The sequence below is a fragment of the Vibrio sp. 2017_1457_13 genome, from assembly GCF_030851525.1.
Classification (GTDB): Bacteria; Pseudomonadota; Gammaproteobacteria; order Enterobacterales; family Vibrionaceae; genus Vibrio; species Vibrio metschnikovii.
In genome coordinates this window covers 148884-169451 of the sequence record NZ_VHTA01000004.1, presented here as the reverse complement: position 1 = coordinate 169451, position 20568 = coordinate 148884, and the positions used below count along the sequence as shown (strand labels likewise).

Here is a 20568-nt window from a genome sequence, read left to right as displayed (position 1 = left end):
GCCTAAGTTTCAGTGGTTAATTCACTTGTAGGTTTTTTAGCATCGATTCAGGTAAAGCAAGTTGATCATTTTTGTTCACTCCAATACCGCTACTTAACACTTGCTGAGCAATCGCTTGTGCTTCCGATAAAGAGTGCATCGCTGCGGTACCGCACTGGTACTCATTGAGTTCTGGAATATCCTTTTGGTCTCGCACTTTCAAGACATCTTCCATCGCGGCTAACCACGCCGTAGCCACTTGCTGCTCGGTAGGTGCACCAATCAAACTCATATAAAATCCAGTACGACAGCCCATTGGGGAAATATCAATAATTTCCACCTGTTCGCTATTAAGATGATTACGCATGAACCCCGCATAAAGGTGCTCTAGAGTATGAATTCCTTTTTCAGACAAAATAGCTTGGTTAGGCAGAGTAAAACGCAGGTCAAATACAGTAATCGTATCGCCTTTCGGGGTTTGCATGGTTTTCGCTACCCGTACAGCGGGAGCTTGCATGCGAGTATGATCAACCGTAAAGCTATCTAGTAGTGGCATAAAACTTATCTCCTTGTTTAACCCTTAAAATACTCATTCACATCTTGCCCTAAATCAACCAGCAACCTCAGTCAACGAGGAAAAAGAATGACATTTGCGTATCCACACGCCAGTGATTATGACGGTAAATAGCTGAAGTAATCGGCCAAAAACGCATCAAAACTTTGTGTATCTTGCTGCTCTATCTGTAACTGAGCTTCGCGTGAACGCATCACTTCTTGCTTCATTTTCTGTTCAGAATAGACTTGGTAAGCATGTTGTAAGTTATCATTACGGTAACGCTCACCAAGATAACTTCCAACTTTACCTAAACCGCCCAGTTGCTGAGTTTTATCCAGTAAACGAGCCGATAAAGTGTGCTGAGGATGATCAATCCAGCTAGCAAGCTCTCGACATACCTCTTGATAGGCATTACCGCCACACGCGGCGTCCATTTGCTCAGCAATCAAACTTAGGTCTGCAAATACGCGTTTCGCCCACGCCGTCAGGGTCAATTTTTCACCATGACAGCCAATTTGTAATTCTAGCCCTGGTTTTCGTCCTTCAAGGACCACTTTACTCCAGTTATCGCGCCAACACTGTAACTCACAATTATCCATCGGATCTGAATCTGATAACGCAGTCCATGTGAGGAACAAATCTAAAAAACGCACTTGCTGTTCAGTAATCCCGATCGGACTGAAAGGATTGACATCCAATGAGCGCACTTCAATGTATTCAACCCCGCCACGCGCCAGTGCTTCTGACGGCTTTTCACCATTTTTGGCAACACGTTTCGGACGAATCGGCGCATAGAGCTCATTTTCAATTTGTAAAATATTACTATTCAGTTGACGGTACTCACCATCGACCTTGACTCCAATATTAGCAAAAAGCTCAGAAGGCGTTCTGATCGCTTGATTTAAGCCAGTTAAATATTGCTCTAAGCTATTAAAACCTATCTTGAGGCTACTTTGCGCATCATTGGTATAACCCAAATCACTCAATCTCAACGAGGTTGAATAAGGCAAATAGAGCGTTTTACCTATCGATTCGAAGGGTAACTGCGTTTCTCTTCCTTGGATAAATGAAGAGCACAGCGCCGGAGAGGCACCAAAAAAGTAAGGGATCAGCCAACCAAAGCGGTAATAGTTACGGATTAAGCCAAAATAGGCTTGCGACTGGCTAGCTTGACGCTCTTGTTCTGTTTGCTGACCATATAAAGCATCCCAAAATGTGCTTGGAAATGAAAAATTAAAATGCACACCAGAGATGATCTGCATTAAGCTGCCATAACGCTGTTTTAATCCCGTTCGATATAAAGTTTTCATTCGTCCGGTGTTAGAAGTACCGTATTGAGCAAGCTGAATGTCTGCTTCACTACCAACATAACAAGGCATAGAGAGCGGCCAGAGCTTTTCATCACCGATATTAGCTTGCGCAAAATGATGAATGTCGGCTAATTGAGCCATTAAGGTATCGACGTTGTTCGACACTGGCGTAATAAATTCCAGTAATGATTCAGCAAAATCGGTGGTAATCCAAGCATTAGTTAATGCTGACCCCAAGGCTTCTGGATGCGGTGTTTGGGCAATGCTGCCATCGACGGTATAACGTAAAGTTTCACGTTCAACACCGCGGCCAAACTGCTGAAATATTTCTGGTTGATTAGCAACTCGTGCTAGTCGCTCGGCAAAATTAGTCAAAATAAAATTCGCTTATAAAAATAGATGATGTTTTAGATATCGCTACCGCAGGCCCACTGAATCCCGATAGGGTTTGTTCAGAAGAAACAGACTCAATCCATTGATCATCACTTTGTCACAGCAACCAAGGCCACGTAATATTTTTGTGGCCTTGGTTGCTCAAGTAACGATGTAGAACGCGATGCTTGATACGCGACATTAAGCCCAATGGCTCATCGAATCGGCTCGAAAGCCTTATTTTTCTTCTACGTTGCGTTATATATGCATGCTCTACTGGATTATTTCAAGCTCTTCAATCGGAATTGATAATTTTTCTAATTGTGGCCTTAAGCTTTTAGCATCGCCAACCACAATAATTTGATAATCCTCTGGGACAAACCATTTAGCTGCCAATTCATTCAGTGTCGACTTATTCACCATTTTCAACAGGCGATTACGCTGCTGGAGATAATCTCGGTCTAGATTATTAGTCAACATTTGGCCAATCAATTGCGCTTTTTGCGAGGGAGTCTCGTAACTCAACGCCTCTTGCTGACCAACGGCAAGACGTAAAAAGGCCATTTCATCCGTAGTTAAACCATACTGACTAAAATGGGTCAGTTCTTGGATGATTTCTTGAATGGCCGGTAACGTTGCATTAGCTCGCACTTGTGCATTAAAGACTATCGCCCCGACTTCACGATTACTGGATAAGTAACCACTTGCACCGTAGGTATAGCCTTTATCTTCACGTAGATTTTGATTAATACGGCTATTAAAGTTACCCGCTAAATTAAAATTCGTTAATTGAGTGAGATACATTTCTCCCGTTGCATCGAAAGGCAATCCACGACGAACAAAACGCACCACACTTTGCGGCGAATCGGGTTTATCGACCAAAAACAGACGCTGCTCAGTGAGCATCGGGATCACTTGAGGACGGAGTATTGGCGCTGGTTGGCCATGCCAATCGGTGAAAAAGGCCAGTTGTTCACGTACCTGTTGAGGTTCAATATCACCGACGACAATCACTTGAGCACCGTGTGGCGTATAATGCTGCTGATAAAACGCTTTAACCTCATCCAATGTCAGTGCAGCAATCGAGGCTTGTGTACCGTCACTCGAGCGAGCAAATACCGAGTCGCCAAACAACACTTGACGCATCGCTTGGCCAGCTAACCAACTTGGTTGTTGATGCTGATAGACGACACTTTGTAGCATTTGTTGCTGAAGACGCTCAAAATCTTCTTGCTTAAGTCCCGGTGTGAATAACATCTCTTGGACAATCTGCAACGTTTCTGGCAGATGTTTGGTTAAGCTTGAGATAACCACATTGGTCGAATAAGCGCCGGTATTGAGACTGATGGTCGAACCCAGCTTATCGAGCTGAGCTTGAATCGCTTCCACATTGCGTATCGCTGAGTCTTGCTTGATTAGAGCTGCCGTTAAATTCGCTAAACCTTCTTTGCCCGCTTCAACATGCCGCTCTCCTGCGGGTAAGCGGATCTCCACTTGTACGGTCGGAGTCTCACTGCTCACCGTTCCGATTAACTCCGCGCCATTATCAAAATGGATTTCATACAACTCAGGCATATTAATTTGCACAGCTTGCGCAACGGCTGGCATCACCGAACGATCAAAATTATCCACCACTTGACGATACTCAAGCTGTTGTTCTGTTATTTTTTGATAAACGGGCAATAAACGCTCAGGAGTAACAAAGGTTGCTTGACGAACCGCGAGTGATGTACGGCCTCGTGGTACAACACTTAATGTGACTTTGGGTTTACCTTGTAGATAAGTCTGAAAAACCTGAGTCACTGATTGTGGAGTAACCGCTCTTAACTGTGCTAACTGCGCCTCAATACGATCGGGTTGATCATAGAAAGTTTGATTACTTGCCAACTGGGTTACCTTACCTTGGACACTTTGTAGCGCAAAAATAGCATTCGCTTCAGCCATACCGGTGATTTGTGCTAAACGATCATCACTAACACCTTGCTGCGCAAACTGCGCCAACGTTCGCATGATTTCTTGATACAGCGGTGTCAGTTGAGCACGTTGTCCTGAGGGAGCCATGGCATAGATATAAAAAGTACACGCCAGTTCTGCGCAATCTTGAAAGGCACCAGCATCGACCGCTTTCTGGGTTCTGACTAGATTTTGATACAACAAACTATTACTACCACTACCGAGTACTTGCGCTAGAGCATCTAGTGAGGCTTGTTGTTCAGCACCTCGATAAGCCGTTGGGAAGCCAATTAATACCATCGGCTGCTGAATGCGATCTTCTAGAGTAATATAACGATCTTCCGCTAATGTAACGGGTTGCTTTTCAGCCTTATCAACTTCTGGACCTTTAGGAATGGATCCAAAATAACGATTAACCCAAGCTAAAGTTTGTTTAACATCAATATCTCCACCAATGGTCAGTACAGCATTATTCGGTCCATACCAGCGTAAGAAAAAAGCTTTCAGATCATTCACATCGACTCGGTCTAAATCTTCGACATAACCAATCGTCTGCCATGAATAAGGATGGCCTTGTGGATACAAGGCTTCAGCCATTCTTTCCCAAATCAGTCCATAAGGACGATTATCATAGTTTTGCGCTCGTTCATTTTTCACCGTATCACGCTGTATTTCAAATTTACGCTGCGACACTGCATCAAGTAAAAAGCCCATTCGATCGGCTTCTAACCATAAAACTTTTTCTAATTGATTGGCCGGAACGGTTTGGAAATAATTGGTTCGATCACGATTGGTGGTACCATTTAAACGTCCGCCTGCTTCGGTAATCAACCGAAAATGTTCTTGATCAGCGACATGCTTAGAACCTTGGAACATCATGTGTTCAAAAAAATGAGCGAACCCTGACTTACCAAGCTCCTCGCGAGCAGACCCCACGTGATAAGTCATATCGACATGCACCAAAGGATCGGAATGATCCGGTGATAAAATCACGGTTAACCCGTTATCTAAACGATATTTACTATAGGGAATCATCACTTTATCAGGCTGTGCTTCGACCTCTTCCAGTAAAGTGACGCCTGAAGGTAAGGATGAAAAAAAAGATAACGCAGTAGGAGTAGAACAGCCAGAGAGAGCCAGCAGCGCGAGTGCGCCCAGCCAAATTTTCTTCATACCATCACCTTAAAAAAGACCGTAGAAAATCGCAGTTAACAAGCAGTAGCGAAGCATTTTCCCAACCAGAATCATGCAAAAGACCACGCTACCACGCATTCTTAACCACCCTGCAGCTAAACAAAGTGGATCACCAATAATCGGTAGCCAACTGAATAATAATGCCCAATAACCATGTTTGTTTAGCCACTTTAACGCATTATGACCCTGTTTTTCCTGTTGAGTTCGGTTTGGAAGCAATAAACCTAACCAATAATTCGTCATACCTCCAAGCGAATTACCAAGCGTTGCGATCAAAATGATCAACCATGGAGAGTATTGACCAAGAGCAAGTGTTGCGATGAGTACGGCTTCAGAGCCACCAGGCAGTAAGGTAGCACTCAGAAAACTAACAACAAACAATACCCAAAGTGCAGAAGTAGAAAACAGCTCCGCCAAATAAGCAAAGCTGGTATTAAACAGTTCTAGCATTGCATATTGAGCAAGATTTTACCTCGCGTGTGCCCAGTGGCGATTTGCTCATGTGCTTGTTGTACTTCTTGCAGAGGATAAATACGCTGAATTTCTATTTTCAACAATCCAACCCCAACCATATATAGCATGGTATCTAACTGTTCAGGATTAGGGTCAACCAACATACCGCAAGCGTCAAAGCCCAGTAATTTGGCTTTTTCACAGATAAGTTCAGCGCTAATTGTCGGCACTGTGACCACTCTGGCGGCATCTTTCAAACATTTAAGAGCATCGAGAGCAGCATCGCCACCAACAAGATCGATCAAGACATCAACCTCTTCCAAACGCTGAGAAACAGGAGCAAATTGATAGTTAATCGCATGGGCACCTAATGTGGCAAGATAATCTAGATTAGCTTCACTGCAAGTGGTATAAACTTCGGCTTTCGTAGCTAGCGCTATCTGTAAAGCAATATGCCCAACGCCTCCTGCACCGGCAAGGATCAAAACGCGATCGCTCTCTTTAATCTGGGCTTTACTTAAGGCTTGAGCCGCGGTTTGTCCAGCTAATGGTAATGCAGCGGCAGCTTCTAAAGTCACCGAGTCAGGTACGATACTAAGATCTTTTTCTGCAACACAGACATATTGACTATAACCGCCGCCTCGCAGTGGAAAACCAATAAAGCCGGCTACATTCATCCCTTGCCGCAACTCGTCAACTCCTGGGCCAACGTTGACAATTCGTCCTGATATATCGTAACCCGGTACCCAAGGTAGCTTATCTTTATTTTGCTCTGCAGCCCAACCTAAACCGGCGCGAGTTTTGATATCAATAGGATTCACACTGGCAAAAGCAACTTTGACCAATACCTCCCCTTCTTGTGGCTCTGGAATGCTTGATGATTGAATCGCGAGCACTTCTGGCCCACCGAATTGGGTAATGACGATCTGCTTATTGTCCATGTCCTCGGTTCCTATTGCTAGCAAGTAAAAAGAGATGCCGAAGCATCCCTTTGAATATATATCATTTTATAACAGATTGTGAACTATATCTCCCCGAACGGCTTGGTGAGAGATGACCTCAACATTAGGGCTTAAGCGCTTCATGCTTAGGGTGAATGGTATGAGATCATCCAACCAAGGCAAGCAATACTCCAGCAGCAACGGCTGATCCTAGCACCCCTGCCACGTTCGGCCCCATCGCATGCATCAACAAAAAGTTTTGCGGGTTGGCCTCTAAACCAACTTTATTGACCACTCGAGCAGCCATGGGGACTGCAGAAACACCAGCAGCACCGATCAGGGGATTGATATCTTCTTTAGAAAATTTATTGAGCAATTTGGCCATCAATACACCGCCAGCAGTACCAATACTGAAAGCGATGGCACCAAGCAATAAAATCCCCAGCGTCGAAACATTAAGAAATTTATCCGCTTGCAGTTGAGACCCAACCCCCAAACCTAAGAAGATAGTCACGATATTAATCAGCTCATTTTGCGCTGTTTTTGATAATCGCTCCACCACTCCCGCTTCACGCATTAAGTTACCTAAGCAGAACATGCCAACTAAAGGAGTGGCAGCAGGAAGAAATAAGATTGCCATCAACAACACTAATAACGGAAAAACTATTTTTTCACGTTTACTGACGTGTCTCAGTTGTGCCATCTTAATTTGACGCTCTTTTTCCGTGGTCAACGCTCTCATGATCGGCGGTTGAATGATCGGCACCAGCGCCATATAGCTATAAGCAGCAACGGCAACGGCCCCTAATAAATCCGGAGAGAGTTTACTGGTCAAAAAAATCGCGGTTGGACCGTCAGCCCCACCAATGATCGAGATAGAAGCGGCATCAGCCATGGTAAAACTGATCCCCGGCACATAATTGAGTAGAATTGCCCCAAATAAGGTAGCAAAAATCCCAAACTGCGCCGCAGCACCCAGCCATAACGTTTTCGGGTTTGCAATTAAGGCACCAAAGTCGGTCATGGCTCCGACACCAAGGAAAATCAATAAAGGGAAAATCCCCGATGCAATACCAATGTTATAAACGTAATAGAGTAATCCGCCAGGATCGGTAAAACCAGCGTTAGGAATGTTGGCTAAAATCGCCCCAAAACCAATCGGGAGCAATAATAACGGTTCAAACCCCTTACGAATGGCTAAAAATAGCAATCCCACGCCAACCAAAATCATGATTAATTGGCTGAGTTCAAAATTAGCAATCCCGGTTTCATTCCATAGAGTCAATAATCCATCCATGTGATAACCCTTATGCCAGACTTAAGATTGGCGTACCAACAGAGACGCTATCGCCTTCCTTGACATGCAGCACTTGAACAACCCCGTTACGTGCAGCACGCACTTCTGTCTCCATTTTCATTGCTTCTAAAATGACTAATACATCGCCTTCAACCACTTCACTTCCCGGCTGAACTTGAACTTTAAAAATATTACCCGCGAGCGGCGCTGGCACCGCCTCAGCCGTTGATGCCAAAGCAGCCGCTTGAGGAGAAGCTTGAGTCGTCACGGAGGTCAGTTGTCCCTGAGGGCCAACTTCGACTTGATAAATCTGACCATCAACTTTAACGCTGTAAGTCTCGACACCTTTTTGCATGACCTCACTAGGTCGATTGTCTGTCGATACAGAAGGCTGAGACTCAACGCTTGGTGCGGGTTCAAACGCTGACGCATCGCCACGATGTTTTAAAAACTTCAAACCCACCTGAGGGAAAAGGGCATAAGTCAGTACATCATCGACGGTATCCTCAGCGAGAGATATCCCCTCAACCTTCGCCTTCTCTAATAACTCGCTCGTTAAGTTAACCATCTCGGCTTGTAAAAGATCCGCAGGGCGACAAGTGATCGGTTGCTCACCAGCGAGTACTTGTTGCTGCAGTTGATGATTGACCTCGGCAGGTGTCGCGCCATATTCCCCTTTCAACACTCCAGCCGTTTCTTTGGTAATACTTTTATAACGCTCTCCAGTTAAAACGTTAATCACCGCTTGAGTGCCGACAATTTGTGAGGTAGGAGTGACCAAAGGGATATAACCGAGATCATGGCGTACTCTTGGGATCTCTTGCAGAACTTCATCAAGACGATCAGCCGCACCTTGCTCTTTTAACTGACTCTCCATATTGGTCAACATACCACCGGGAACCTGAGCAATCAGGATCCGTGAATCAACCCCTTTTAATTGCCCCTCAAATTGAGCGTACTTTTTACGTACTTCACGGAAATAGGCAGCAATTGGCGCTAATTGCTCGAGATTAAGCTGTGTATCACGCTCTGTCCCTTGCAGCATCGCAACAACCGTTTCCGTAGGTGTATGACCATAGGTTTGACTCATCGACGAAATCGCGGTATCCAGAATATCTACCCCAGCTTCAACCGCTTTAATCGCGGTTGCCGTCGACAGCCCAGTGGTTGCATGGCAATGCAAGGCTAGAGGCACTGCGCAAGACGCCTTAATCCGCGAAATCAGTTCTTCCGCTTCATAAGGTTTCAGTAGCCCAGACATATCTTTAATACATAAAGAGTGACAGCCGAGATCTTCTAAACGTTTCGCAAGATCGACCCATGTCTGAGTATTGTGAACTGGGCTAGTAGTATAAGAAAGTGTCCCCTGAGCATGAGCCCCGACGTCAATCGTTGCTTTGACTGCTTGTTGAAAATTACGTACATCGTTCATCGCATCAAAAATACGAAATACGTCCATACCATTGGCATGGGCACGCTCAACAAATTTCGCTACGACATCATCGGCATAATGACGATACCCCAACAGATTTTGACCGCGTAGTAACATCTGCATCGGCGTATTAGGCATCGCTTTTTTTAATGCTCGTAAACGATGCCAAGGGTCCTCACCAAGAAAACGAATGCACGCATCAAATGTCGCACCACCCCATGTTTCCAGTGACCAGTAACCGATCTTATCTAACTCTGCCGCAATCGGCAGCATATCTTCCAAGCGCATACGAGTCGCAAATAATGACTGATGCGCGTCACGTAGGACCACATCGGTAATAGCAAGTGGTTTAGACATGCTGATTAACTCCTTTTAATTATTACTGTTGGATTGCTGAGTGTCGGTATTGGTGCACCGCAGCAGAAATCGCCGCAACCACCTGAGGGCTTGGAGTTGTGACTGAAGAGGCACTTTTATTAACGGGAACTGGCGTCGTTGCTGGCAATGCTTCATCGCGAAGACATGTCGACATCAGTCGAACCAGATAGACTAAAATAGTTAAAAAAATAAAGACCACCGCCATTCCTGTACCCATTAAGGTTGCGGCATCGATAAGCAGGCTTCCAATATCAATCATCTTGCTTCCTTTCTCTGTCATCCTGACAATCTGCTTGAGAAATTATGTTGACGGCTACAGCGTCTTGGCCTCACTTAGAGCATTATCATTGGTGATAAAAATGCCTATCAGCGATTGAGATGACTTACTCAAAGCTTAGATACAAGTGAGGTGAATAAGGATTATCTCGACTGGTGGAAAATTGTCAATTTGCTTTAAACATCTTTGACCTAATCGAGACGTTCAAGTCATAGAAGCGTCACATGAATCACATAAACGAGTGTAATATTCGCTAAAAACGGCAGGGATTATGATCAAAATTGCGAACTTGGCGAGTTTTCATCGCTCAATAGGCGATATTGACATCAATTGCATAAAGCACTTATTGAAAACAAAGAGTTGTAAATAAAAACAACAAAAATTGTTAATGAAAAGTTAAAGCCAAAGACAATAAAAAACCCCGCTTAAGCGAGGTTTCATAATATGGCGCGCTCAGGAGGATTCGAACCTCCGACCGCCTGGTTCGTAGCCAGGTACTCTATCCAGCTGAGCTATGAGCGCGCAGATTTTTACTTATTCATTCGCATGGTTAGCCCATGAAAATCGGTGATTACCCACCGTAATGTGGCGCGTCCTGGAGGATTCGAACCTCCGACCGCCTGGTTCGTAGCCAGGTACTCTATCCAGCTGAGCTAAGGACGCAGACTAATGATTATTATCACCAGTTTAATAATATGGCGCGCTCAGGAGGATTCGAACCTCCGACCGCCTGGTTCGTAGCCAGGTACTCTATCCAGCTGAGCTATGAGCGCGCAGATTTTTACTTTATTCATTCGCATGGCTAGCCAATGAAAATCGGTGATTACTCACCGTAATATGGCGCGTCCTGGAGGATTCGAACCTCCGACCGCCTGGTTCGTAGCCAGGTACTCTATCCAGCTGAGCTAAGGACGCAAGACTAATGATTATTATCACCAGTTTAATAATATGGCGCGCTCAGGAGGATTCGAACCTCCGACCGCCTGGTTCGTAGCCAGGTACTCTATCCAGCTGAGCTATGAGCGCGCAAAAGTGATTTTCACCACTAACTACTTCTTTTAAAACAAAAATGTTGACCCTAGGTCAACAAATGGCGATGAGGGAGGGATTCGAACCCTCGATACGGCTACAAACCGTATACTCCCTTAGCAGGGGAGCGCCTTCAGCCTCTCGGCCACCTCACCACATGTTCACATTCCAAAAGAAATATGGCGCGTCCTGGAGGATTCGAACCTCCGACCGCCTGGTTCGTAGCCAGGTACTCTATCCAGCTGAGCTAAGGACGCGCTATCGCTTATTGTATAAATTTCTTTATATTCGTAAGCACCACAAGATGGCGATGAGGGAGGGATTCGAACCCTCGATACGGCTACAAACCGTATACTCCCTTAGCAGGGGAGCGCCTTCAGCCTCTCGGCCACCTCACCGTCTTGCGGAGGCACATATTACGATTTACCCAAAATATGTCAAACACTTTCTTGGTAAAAAAAACAAAAACCACATCAACCGTTGGCAATTTAACCAAAGCGTCGAGAATTTACGCTTTAGAAAAACTCTAGCTAAAAACAAACACCTAAATCATATCATCCACGGATTACGCAATCGTAGTCAAAAACACACGACTCTAATTACCCTTCCAGTCCGTCAAAAACCAGAAAGGCTGACATTAGTCAGCCTTTCTCAGTTCAATAATTAGTAGTTGCCAGGTGTGGCAGTACTATTACCTTTTTCAGCTTGAATGCGCATGTAGATTTCTTCACGGTGCACAGACACCTCTTTCGGAGCATTCACACCAATACGTACTTGGTTACCTTTTACGCCCAGAACTGTTACGGTTACTTCATCACCGATCATCAGTGTTTCGCCAACGCGGCGAGTCAAAATTAGCATTCTTTGCTCCTTGAGTATTCTCTGTATTATCTTGCAACAACACTATTATCTACTAAAAGTTATATTTTCGTAAACTCTCTACTCTCTAAATCAGCCTAAAAAGGCTTGTTTAGCCTGAAACTGCAATAAAGTATCCGAATGAATATAAGCTTCGTGCAAAATATTAGCCGCACTATCAACCTTGTCCGGCGCAAGCATTAACATTAACGAGTGTGAGGTGTTAGAAACATAATGCACATTAATACCGTTTTCGGCTAATAATGTACAGGCATGATCCATCAAAGCAGGGGCTTGCAAACCAACTGTCGTTAGTAAACTCACCTGCTCACTATTACGGATTTTATCGCGGAACACCAGATCCAACTTCGCATAAGCATCGCGTTTTATTACTACGCCTGCCCATTCTGTCTCCTCGATCACATTCCACAGTTCAATCGCTAGCATCTGACACTGTTTAATTAAGCCAGCTAAGCTGTCGTGAGGAACAGTGACTAAAGCCATATCGCGCTGTATTGCTACGCCACAGACCCTTTGTGTCCCAACCTCACCCTTAATTAAACTGCCATGATTAACATCGAACGTCGATAACACTCGTAAAGGCACTTGATGCTTCCATGCATATTGTACGCAAGGTAAATGCAACACTTTAGCGCCTTTACGCGCCATCTCTTCCATAGATGGGAAATCTATCACGTCTAGTTTTTTAGCAGTAGGTACCACTCGTGGATCACAAGTGTACACACCATCAACATCCGTGAATATTTGACACTCATCAGCTCTCAGTGCTCCCGCGAGTGTTACTGCACTCGTATCGGAGCCCCCTCGTCCTAAAGTGGTGATATCCCCATTATCATTAATACCTTGAAAACCAGCCACTATCACAATCTGATCTTGCTCTAGTAGCTCTGTAATCGTTTGAGTATCAATGTTCTTAATCGTTGCGTCATTGTGTTGATTATCCGTCACAATCTTCGCCTGAGCTCCGGTTAGTGAGCGTGCTGCATAACCCAATTTATTTAAGGTCATTGCCAGCAGTGCCATCGACACTTGCTCACCAGCAGAGAGCAAAACATCAAGTTCTCGAGCAGTAGGAACGCTATCGATTTGTTGGGCGAGGCCCAATAAACGATTGGTTTCTCCTGACATTGCCGAAACGACAACAACAACTTGATTACCATCATTCTTCGCTTTAATGATGTGCTCGGCTACGGTATGCATTCTTTCAATTGAACCAACCGACGTTCCGCCGAACTTTTGCACGATAAGGGGCTTTTTCACCAGTATTCACCTTCCCAAGACCAAAGTCTCATTAGGTCCAAACAATATCATAATCAACCAGTACACTAATCAACCTATTGATTATTCGTTTGGAGAGTATAAACAACAAAACCAAGTGAGTAATTGGTTACGGTTAAAATAACGTCAATTACACCACTTGGTTAACCAGATAAAGTTACGCTCAATCAAAAAATAGTGATTGAGCGTAAGTTATCATTACTTTATAAACGCTCAGCAATCCAAGCGTCTACCGACTCTAAAGCCAATGGCAATGCCTGTGCATCGCTCCCTCCAGCTTGTGCCATGTCGGGACGACCACCACCTTTACCACCGACTTGCTGGGCAACGAGGTTAACCAGCTCCCCCGCTTTGACTTTGGCGGTCAGATCGTTAGTCACGCCAGCAATTAAACCAACTTTGTCGTCAGCAACATTACCAAGCAAAATAATCCCGCTACCTAATTGGTTTTTAAGCTCATCCACCATACCACGTAAGGCTTTATTATCCGCGCCATTCAATTGCGCCACGAGGACTTTGACACCGGCGATTAATTTAACTTGATCGATCAAGTTGGCACTGGCTTGTGAAGCTAACTTATCTTTCAGTTGCTGGATTTCTTTTTCCAGCTGCTTAGTTTTTTGCATCGCTTCCGATAATTTCTCTTCGTACTTGTGCTGCTGAGTTTCCAATGCATCCAGTGCGGCTTCACCCGTTACAGCTTCAATGCGACGAATCCCTGCAGCAATCCCCCCTTCAGAGAGAATCTTAAATAGGCCAATATCACCGGTATGTGACGCATGAATACCACCACATAATTCGGTCGAAAAATCACCCATCGACAAGACACGAACTTGTTCATCGTATTTCTCGCCAAACAGCGCCATCGCGCCTTTTTGCTTAGCGGACTCGATGTCCATCACATGAGTTTCAATCACATGATTCAAGCGAATTTGCGCGTTGACTAAACGTTCAACTTGCTTAATTTCTGCTGCGGTCATGGCTTCTAAATGAGAGAAATCGAAGCGCAAATTTTCGGCTCTAACCAGTGAACCTTTTTGGGTCACATGCTCACCGAGTACTTGACGTAACGCAGCATGCAATAAGTGTGTCGCTGAGTGATTGAGTGAAATCGCATTGCGACGTTTTTCATCCACCAGAGCTTCAACATGATCGCTACTGGCTAATACGCCTTCTTGCATCACACCATAATGGGCAATGGCATTACCTAATTTCTGGGTATCGTCGACTTTAAACACACCCGAAGCGGTTCTCAGTAAGCCAGCATCACCGCATTGACCGCCAGATTCAGCATAAAACGGTGTTGTTTCCAAAACAACGATCGCTTTATCACCTGCTGATAGCGCCGAAACTTCTTGGCCATCGACGAATAATGCAGATACCGGACTCATTTGCTGAGTCGCGCTATAACCGCAGAATTCCGTTTCTCCATCCACCTTAATCAGGCTGTTGTAATCGGTGCCAAAATTGCCTGCATCGCGCGCACGCTGACGCTGCTCTTCCATCGCCGCTTCAAAGACTTCTTCATCAATGGTGAAACCACGCTCACGCGCAACATCATTGGTTAAATCCGCCGGAAAGCCGTAAGTATCATAGAGTTTGAATACAGTTTCACCATCTAAAACCGAACCTTCAACCGCATCCAATGCATCGTTGAGAATCGCCATACCGCGCTCTAATGTACGACCAAAGTTTTCTTCTTCGATACGCAGTACTTTTTCCACTAAAGCGTGCTGTTTTTTAAGCTCTTCGCCAGCGCTGCCCATTACCTCGGCTAACGGTGCTACGAGCTTATGGAAGAAAGCCCCTTGTGCTCCTAATTTGTTACCATGACGAACTGCACGGCGAATGATGCGGCGCAGCACATAACCACGACCTTCATTCGACGGCATCACACCATCAACAATCAAAAAGGCACAAGAGCGAATATGGTCAGCGACAACACGTAATGATTGATTGGTCAGGTCTTGGTAACCAATCACTTCTGCAGCGGCTTTGATTAACGCTTGGAAAACATCGATCTCATAGTTGGAATGAACTCCCTGAGTGATCGCCGAAATACGCTCGATACCCATTCCAGTGTCAACCGAAGGCTTAGGTAGCGGTTCCATTTTCCCATCAGCGTGGCGATTAAACTGCATAAAGACCACGTTCCAGATTTCAATAAAACGATCGCCGTCTTCTTCAGCTGAACCTGGAGGACCACCCCAAATATGCTCACCATGATCGTAGAAAATTTCCGTACAAGGGCCACAAGGTCCGGTGTCACCCATTTGCCAGAAGTTATCCGACTCGTAAGCTTTACCGCCAGGCTTGTCGCCAATACGAATAATACGATCTTGGGGAATGCCAATTTGCTGATGCCAAATATCAAACGCTTCATCGTCGGTTTGATAAACGGTGACCAATAGACGCTCTTTAGGAAGCTTAACCACTTCGGTTAAAAACTCCCATGCATACTGAATGGCATCTTCTTTGAAATAATCGCCAAAACTGAAGTTGCCTAGCATTTCAAAAAAAGTGTGGTGACGAGCAGTGAAGCCAACGTTTTCTAGATCGTTGTGTTTACCACCAGCACGAACGCAGCGCTGAGCTGTCGTAGCGCGAGTATAGGCGCGTTTTTCTAGGCCTAAAAAGCAGTCTTTAAATTGGTTCATCCCAGCATTAGTGAATAGCAGGGTCGGATCGTTTGCAGGCACCAATGACGAACTGTCAACGATTTGGTGTCCTTTACTTTCAAAGAATGAGAGGAACGCGCGGCGAACCTCATCGGTGCTCATAAACATGCAGCTCTTCCTGAATGACTCAAGTTAGAATTTTGCGTATTGTAAAGCATGGATAAGGCTTCGCCTAGTTTTCTTAAATAAAAGCCGCTGATGGCAATAAAAAAGAGTCGTGATAGACGATTAATTAACGTTTAGTTTGTCTCTTCTTGATCACTCAAAGCGTAGTGAATCTGTTCAAAGCTGAATCCTCGAGACTGCAAAAATCGCACCCGCTTTGCCTGTTCTTTGGCTTCAATCGCAGGTTGAACTTTAAACTTCCTCTCTGCTAGCTGTTTAGCGAGTTCAAACCAATCGGGGGCAAGCTGCTCTAACGCGATATTAACCACGTCATCGGCAACTCGATTTTGCTGCAATAACTGACGAATTCTCCGCTCACCATGGCCTTTGTTCATGCCTTGGCGAATAGCACTTAAGGCATAACGTAAATCATCAAGATAGCCATAGTCTTGGCAATACATCATCACCGGTTGTATCTCTTCACGGCTAAAACCCTTAAGGAGTAATTTTTGGATAAGCTCGTATTCGCTGTGATCTCGACGCGACAAGATTCGAAGAGCGGTTTCTTTAGGATGACTCGGTGATGAGGCACTTTTATTTCGATTGGGGTAGCGCGAGGATGAAGGGCAATGCATCGATTTAGCTCCAATAAGAAAGCCCTGCAAAGCAGGGCTTAAAGATAGGTCAGGGATTAGATTACAGCTCTTCTTCCTGCTCAGGTATGACACCAAATTCAGGCTCATCAAGCGGAACTTGTTCAGGGCTGAGTAGCATCTCACGCAATTTGCTATCAATCGCCTTGCTGGCTTCAGGATGCTCACGCAAAAACTTACAAGCATTGGCTTTACCTTGGCCAATTTTATCGCCATTGTAGCTGTACCAAGCACCGGATTTTTCAATCAGCTTATGTTTAACCCCTAAATCGACCAACTCGCCCTCACGGTTAAACCCTTGTCCGTACATGATTTGAGTATTGGCTTCTTTAAACGGGGCGGCGATTTTATTTTTAACGACTTTAATGCGGGTTTCATTACCCACCACTTCTTCGCCTTCTTTAATCGCGCCTGTACGACGAATATCTAAGCGAACTGAAGCGTAGAACTTAAGCGCATTACCACCCGTTGTGGTTTCTGGGTTGCCAAACATCACGCCAATTTTCATCCGAATTTGGTTGATGAAAATACACATACAGTTCGACTGCTTCAAGTTACCTGTCAGCTTACGCATCGCTTGAGAAAGCATACGAGCTTGGAGGCCCATGTGGCTATCACCCATTTCACCTTCAATTTCGGCTTTCGGTGTTAGCGCAGCAACAGAGTCAACGACGATGACGTCGACCGCACCAGAACGCGCCAGTGCATCACAAATTTCCAGTGCTTGTTCACCAGTATCTGGCTGAGAAACAAGTAGATCGTTGATCTTCACACCCAGCTTCTGAGCATAAATAGGATCAAGAGCGTGTTCAGCATCAATAAACGCACAGGTTTTACCTTCACGTTGTGCAGAAGCAATTAACTCAAGGGTTAAAGTTGTTTTACCCGAAGATTCAGGACCATAAACTTCAACAATCCGCCCCATCGGTAGACCGCCAGCACCCAAGGCGATATCGAGAGAAAGAGAACCGGTTGAAATCGTCTCGACGTCCATCGTGCGGTTATCACCCAGCAGCATGATAGATCCTTTACCGAATTGCTTTTCAATTTGACCAAGCGCTGCGGCTAAGGCTTTTTGTTTATTCTCGTCCATTACTTTCTCCAGACTGTCACCTTACGGTGAAAGGTTTCGCGATTGAGTGCGACGTTATCGTCAACTTGCCACTTATTATACTGTTGATTCATACAGTGTCCAGAGCTGTATGAAGATTTTTGCGCCTCAGCTCAAATCGTTGAAGATAAATGGTCACTGATGATTTGCAACGCATGGATGATCGCCTGCTCGCGAACATTCGCTCTATCTCCTTGAAAATAAATCGTTTCCACTCTCTGCCAACCTTGGTTGCTCGCCCAAGCAAAACATACGGTGCCGACGGGCTTGTCATCCGTCGCCCCTGATGGCCCAGCGATACCACTGATCGCTACTCCGATGGTCGCCTGTGAATGCAATAGTGCTCCGTGGACCATTTCCACGACCACCGGTTCAGAAACCGCGCCATATTCAAGCAACGTTTGTGAACGCACACCGAGCATCTCTTGTTTAGCTTGATTACTGTAAGTGACAAAAGCGCGATCAAACCAAGCCGAACTGCCTGCGGTATCGGTGATGGCAAAGGCAACACCTCCGCCCGTGCACGATTCAGCGCTAGTCATCATTTGCTGAGCAGCCAATAACTGCTGCCCGACTTGTTGGCTTAGTGCGACGATGTGATTCATGCTACCCCTACTTATTTTTAATCCAACCACCCAAACATCATAAAACATAATGGGCACCATTCGGTACCCATTGCTTCACACCACACCGTCATGATGACTCTTAAATTTCAAACATCAAACTGTCTGCATCAAGGAACGGCCAGCGAATCACCTGAGGAGACTGACTCTGTTCGTCAAAAAAATACCCCACCTGTGGCGTAGCAAATACTTTGTCACCGCGAGCAATAGGCTGTTCATTTAAAGCGCGATGAGTCAGTTTCGCTTCCCATGGTTCAGGGCTTTGCCAACCGATAGGCGCAAGCTCGACTCGAACCTCTGCACCAACAGGATTAATCGACAAAACTTCACAAGGTAAACACGCTTGACTGTTCTCTTTGAGAGAAACACTCAACTCATGACTACGAACATAAAGCGTCCCAGTTTGTTGAATCGCTCTCTGCTGAGGCGGCAAAATAAAAGCCTGCTCATTTTTCCAATGGGGATCCTGCCACTGAGCAGGAAAAACATTTACATTACCAAAAAAGTCGAACACAAAACGACTGTTTGGCTCAGCGTATAACTGAACAGGGGTATCGACTTGTTCGATTCGACCATTACTCATCACCACCACACGATCCGAAAGCTCCAAGGCTTCATCTTGATCGTGGGTGACGAAAACGCTGGTAAAGCCGAGCTCATCATGCAAACTGCGTAGCCAGCGACGTAGCTCTTTACGAACTTTGGCATCGAGCGCACCAAACGGCTCATCCAATAACAACACTTCTGGTTGAGTGGCCAATGCTCGAGCTAACGCGATACGCTGTTTTTGTCCACCTGACAACTGCTCTGGATAGCGATCGGCCAAATGACCAAGTTGAACAATCTCAAGCAGTTGTTTGACTCGTCGAACGATTTCAGTCGACGCTGGACGCTGACGACGATCCATCACTTGTAAACCAAAGGCCACATTATCCGCAACCGTCATATGCCGGAACAGGGCGTAATTTTGAAATACAAACCCAACTCGGCGTTCACGAACATGAACATGGGTGACATCACGATCACGAAAATGAATGTGTCCAGTATCCGCCCCTTCCAAGCCAGCGATAATACGCAATAAGGTGGTTTTTCCTGAGCCAGATGGGCCTAGTAAGCCTATCATTTCGCCGTCATCAATGTGTAAAGAGAGCGGTGATAAAGCCTGAAATGCTCCAAAGTTTTTGGAAATATTATCTAAACGAATACTCATACCGTCTCTTGCTCACTCTTGGTTTTGCTTTGATTATGTTCTTGTCGCCACTCAACAATCGCTTTTAACACTAATGTTAACAAGGCGATAAACGCCAGTAATGACGCACTCGCGAACGCCGCTTGTGATTGGTAATCTTCATACAAGACTTGGACATGCAAAGGAAGGGTATTGGTCTCACCACGGATATTGCCAGACACCACCGCCACTGCACCAAATTCGCCAATCGCTCTGGCGTTGGTTAATATCACCCCGTAAATAAGGGCCCATTTTATGTTCGGCAACGTCACTCGACGAAACAGTTGCCACCACGATGCGCCCAAAATCACCGCCGCTTCTTCATCCGAACGGCCTTGCTGTTGCATCAGAGGGATCAGCTCTCGGGCAACAAATGGGCAGGTAACAAACACCGTGACCAATACGATACCCGGCCAGGCAAACATCACCTGTAAATCACGCTCAAACAGCCATTCACCTAACCAGCCGTTACTTCCATAGAGCAGTAAATACAACAAACCTGCAACGACGGGAGAAACGGCAAATGGAATATCAATGATCGTGGTCAGTACTTTACGTCCTGGAAATTCAAAACGCGTGACCGCCCAAGCGAGCAGCACCCCAAACACCAAATTAATCGGCACCGTCAACAGGGCAACCAATAACGTCAAACTGATCGCATGGCGCGTATCGGGTTCGAGTAAATGACCAATGTAAGCCGATAAACCACTTGCGAACGCTTGCTGAAAAATACTGACTAATGGGATCACTAAAAGTAAAGTGACCCAAAATAGCGCCAATCCAATCAGGCTCCATTTCACCCAAGGCGTTTCACCGACTCGTTTCGGCTGTAATCCTTTCAT

At 45.4% G+C, this 20568-nt stretch carries 16 protein-coding genes and 8 tRNA genes; all 24 read right to left on the bottom strand.

From position 1 onward, the window contains the following. Window positions 1-16: 16 nt before the first annotated feature. The 24 genes from luxS to cysW all read right to left on the bottom strand — a co-directional run bounded on the left by luxS (window position 17) and on the right by cysW (window position 20568). Window positions 17-535 (bottom strand): S-ribosylhomocysteine lyase, encoded by a 519-nt coding sequence (gene luxS, locus FKN88_RS06915; RefSeq protein ID WP_154169135.1) that lies wholly within the window; start codon window positions 533-535, stop codon window positions 17-19. Window positions 536-651: 116 nt separating this feature from the next. Next, entirely contained in the window at window positions 652-2220 is a 1569-nt protein-coding gene (gene gshA / locus FKN88_RS06910) for a glutamate--cysteine ligase (protein WP_154169137.1), read from the bottom strand. Window positions 2221-2490: 270 nt separating this feature from the next. Beyond that, on the bottom strand, window positions 2491-5343 hold the full coding sequence (locus FKN88_RS06905) for a pitrilysin family protein (RefSeq protein WP_154169139.1): 2853 nt from the start codon (window positions 5341-5343) through the stop codon (window positions 2491-2493). Between the two features lie 9 nt (window positions 5344-5352). Then, window positions 5353-5814: a YqaA family protein gene (locus tag FKN88_RS06900; protein ID WP_154169141.1), complete on the bottom strand. Its 462-nt coding sequence runs from the start codon at window positions 5812-5814 to the stop codon at window positions 5353-5355. After that, window positions 5808-6758, bottom strand: a complete 951-nt coding sequence (locus FKN88_RS06895; protein WP_154169143.1) for an NADP-dependent oxidoreductase — start codon at window positions 6756-6758, stop codon at window positions 5808-5810. Before FKN88_RS06895 ends, FKN88_RS06900 begins: the two co-directional genes overlap by 7 nt. Window positions 6759-6924: 166 nt before the next feature. Continuing rightward, a complete protein-coding gene (locus tag FKN88_RS06890; RefSeq protein WP_154169145.1) occupies window positions 6925-8055 on the bottom strand; it encodes a sodium ion-translocating decarboxylase subunit beta in 1131 nt (376 codons plus the stop codon). A gap of 10 nt (window positions 8056-8065) precedes the next feature. Then, the gene (oadA, locus tag FKN88_RS06885; RefSeq protein ID WP_154169147.1) at window positions 8066-9844 is read right to left on the bottom strand and encodes a sodium-extruding oxaloacetate decarboxylase subunit alpha; all 1779 of its coding nucleotides are present in this window, start codon (window positions 9842-9844) and stop codon (window positions 8066-8068) included. Between the two features lie 22 nt (window positions 9845-9866). After that, window positions 9867-10124: an oxaloacetate decarboxylase subunit gamma gene (locus FKN88_RS06880; protein ID WP_040904689.1), complete on the bottom strand. Its 258-nt coding sequence runs from the start codon at window positions 10122-10124 to the stop codon at window positions 9867-9869. A gap of 463 nt (window positions 10125-10587) precedes the next feature. Continuing rightward, window positions 10588-10664, bottom strand: a tRNA-Arg gene (locus FKN88_RS06875). A 64-nt stretch (window positions 10665-10728) separates the two neighbouring features. After that, a tRNA-Arg gene (locus FKN88_RS06870) sits at window positions 10729-10805 on the bottom strand. Window positions 10806-10838: 33 nt separating this feature from the next. Continuing rightward, window positions 10839-10915, bottom strand: a tRNA-Arg gene (locus FKN88_RS06865). A gap of 65 nt (window positions 10916-10980) precedes the next feature. Continuing rightward, a tRNA-Arg gene (locus tag FKN88_RS06860) sits at window positions 10981-11057 on the bottom strand. Window positions 11058-11091: 34 nt separating this feature from the next. Then, window positions 11092-11168: transfer RNA gene (locus FKN88_RS06855), tRNA-Arg, on the bottom strand. A 65-nt stretch (window positions 11169-11233) separates the two neighbouring features. Beyond that, window positions 11234-11326, bottom strand: a tRNA-Ser gene (locus tag FKN88_RS06850). Window positions 11327-11351: 25 nt separating this feature from the next. Beyond that, window positions 11352-11428: transfer RNA gene (locus FKN88_RS06845), tRNA-Arg, on the bottom strand. Between the two features lie 48 nt (window positions 11429-11476). Then, window positions 11477-11569, bottom strand: a tRNA-Ser gene (locus FKN88_RS06840). A 265-nt stretch (window positions 11570-11834) separates the two neighbouring features. Next, window positions 11835-12032: a carbon storage regulator CsrA gene (csrA, locus tag FKN88_RS06835; protein WP_115152690.1), complete on the bottom strand. Its 198-nt coding sequence runs from the start codon at window positions 12030-12032 to the stop codon at window positions 11835-11837. 90 nt (window positions 12033-12122) lie between these two features. Continuing rightward, window positions 12123-13310 carry an aspartate kinase gene (locus FKN88_RS06830; RefSeq protein ID WP_158137833.1) on the bottom strand — a complete coding sequence of 396 codons (1188 nt, stop codon included), beginning with the start codon at window positions 13308-13310 and terminating at the stop codon, window positions 12123-12125. 221 nt (window positions 13311-13531) lie between these two features. Continuing rightward, window positions 13532-16114 carry an alanine--tRNA ligase gene (gene alaS / locus FKN88_RS06825; RefSeq protein WP_306687373.1) on the bottom strand — a complete coding sequence of 861 codons (2583 nt, stop codon included), beginning with the start codon at window positions 16112-16114 and terminating at the stop codon, window positions 13532-13534. A gap of 131 nt (window positions 16115-16245) precedes the next feature. Further along, window positions 16246-16746, bottom strand: a complete 501-nt coding sequence (gene recX, locus FKN88_RS06820; protein WP_154169153.1) for a recombination regulator RecX — start codon at window positions 16744-16746, stop codon at window positions 16246-16248. A gap of 61 nt (window positions 16747-16807) precedes the next feature. Next, complete coding sequence (gene recA / locus FKN88_RS06815) at window positions 16808-17857, bottom strand: recombinase RecA (RefSeq protein ID WP_072668909.1); 1050 nt, start codon at window positions 17855-17857, stop codon at window positions 16808-16810. A 131-nt stretch (window positions 17858-17988) separates the two neighbouring features. Then, the gene (gene pncC / locus FKN88_RS06810) at window positions 17989-18480 is read right to left on the bottom strand and encodes a nicotinamide-nucleotide amidase (RefSeq protein ID WP_306687372.1); all 492 of its coding nucleotides are present in this window, start codon (window positions 18478-18480) and stop codon (window positions 17989-17991) included. 100 nt (window positions 18481-18580) lie between these two features. After that, window positions 18581-19708: a sulfate/molybdate ABC transporter ATP-binding protein gene (locus tag FKN88_RS06805; RefSeq protein ID WP_306687371.1), complete on the bottom strand. Its 1128-nt coding sequence runs from the start codon at window positions 19706-19708 to the stop codon at window positions 18581-18583. Continuing rightward, window positions 19705-20568 (bottom strand): sulfate ABC transporter permease subunit CysW, encoded by an 864-nt coding sequence (gene cysW / locus FKN88_RS06800; RefSeq protein WP_004395993.1) that lies wholly within the window; start codon window positions 20566-20568, stop codon window positions 19705-19707. Before cysW ends, FKN88_RS06805 begins: the two co-directional genes overlap by 4 nt.

Coding starts and splice junctions, on each gene's coding strand:
- cysW (WP_004395993.1), bottom strand. CDS start 20,568: ATGAAAGGATTACAGCCGAAACGAGTCGGTGAAACGCCTTGGGTGAAA.
- FKN88_RS06905 (WP_154169139.1), bottom strand. CDS start 5,343: ATGAAGAAAATTTGGCTGGGCGCACTCGCGCTGCTGGCTCTCTCTGGC.
- pncC (WP_306687372.1), bottom strand. CDS start 18,480: ATGAATCACATCGTCGCACTAAGCCAACAAGTCGGGCAGCAGTTATTG.
- luxS (WP_154169135.1), bottom strand. CDS start 535: ATGCCACTACTAGATAGCTTTACGGTTGATCATACTCGCATGCAAGCT.
- recX (WP_154169153.1), bottom strand. CDS start 16,746: ATGCATTGCCCTTCATCCTCGCGCTACCCCAATCGAAATAAAAGTGCC.
- FKN88_RS06805 (WP_306687371.1), bottom strand. CDS start 19,708: ATGAGTATTCGTTTAGATAATATTTCCAAAAACTTTGGAGCATTTCAG.
- oadA (WP_154169147.1), bottom strand. CDS start 9,844: ATGTCTAAACCACTTGCTATTACCGATGTGGTCCTACGTGACGCGCAT.
- FKN88_RS06880 (WP_040904689.1), bottom strand. CDS start 10,124: ATGATTGATATTGGAAGCCTGCTTATCGATGCCGCAACCTTAATGGGT.
- FKN88_RS06890 (WP_154169145.1), bottom strand. CDS start 8,055: ATGGATGGATTATTGACTCTATGGAATGAAACCGGGATTGCTAATTTT.
- csrA (WP_115152690.1), bottom strand. CDS start 12,032: ATGCTAATTTTGACTCGCCGCGTTGGCGAAACACTGATGATCGGTGAT.
- FKN88_RS06900 (WP_154169141.1), bottom strand. CDS start 5,814: ATGCTAGAACTGTTTAATACCAGCTTTGCTTATTTGGCGGAGCTGTTT.
- FKN88_RS06895 (WP_154169143.1), bottom strand. CDS start 6,758: ATGGACAATAAGCAGATCGTCATTACCCAATTCGGTGGGCCAGAAGTG.
- alaS (WP_306687373.1), bottom strand. CDS start 16,114: ATGTTTATGAGCACCGATGAGGTTCGCCGCGCGTTCCTCTCATTCTTT.
- recA (WP_072668909.1), bottom strand. CDS start 17,857: ATGGACGAGAATAAACAAAAAGCCTTAGCCGCAGCGCTTGGTCAAATT.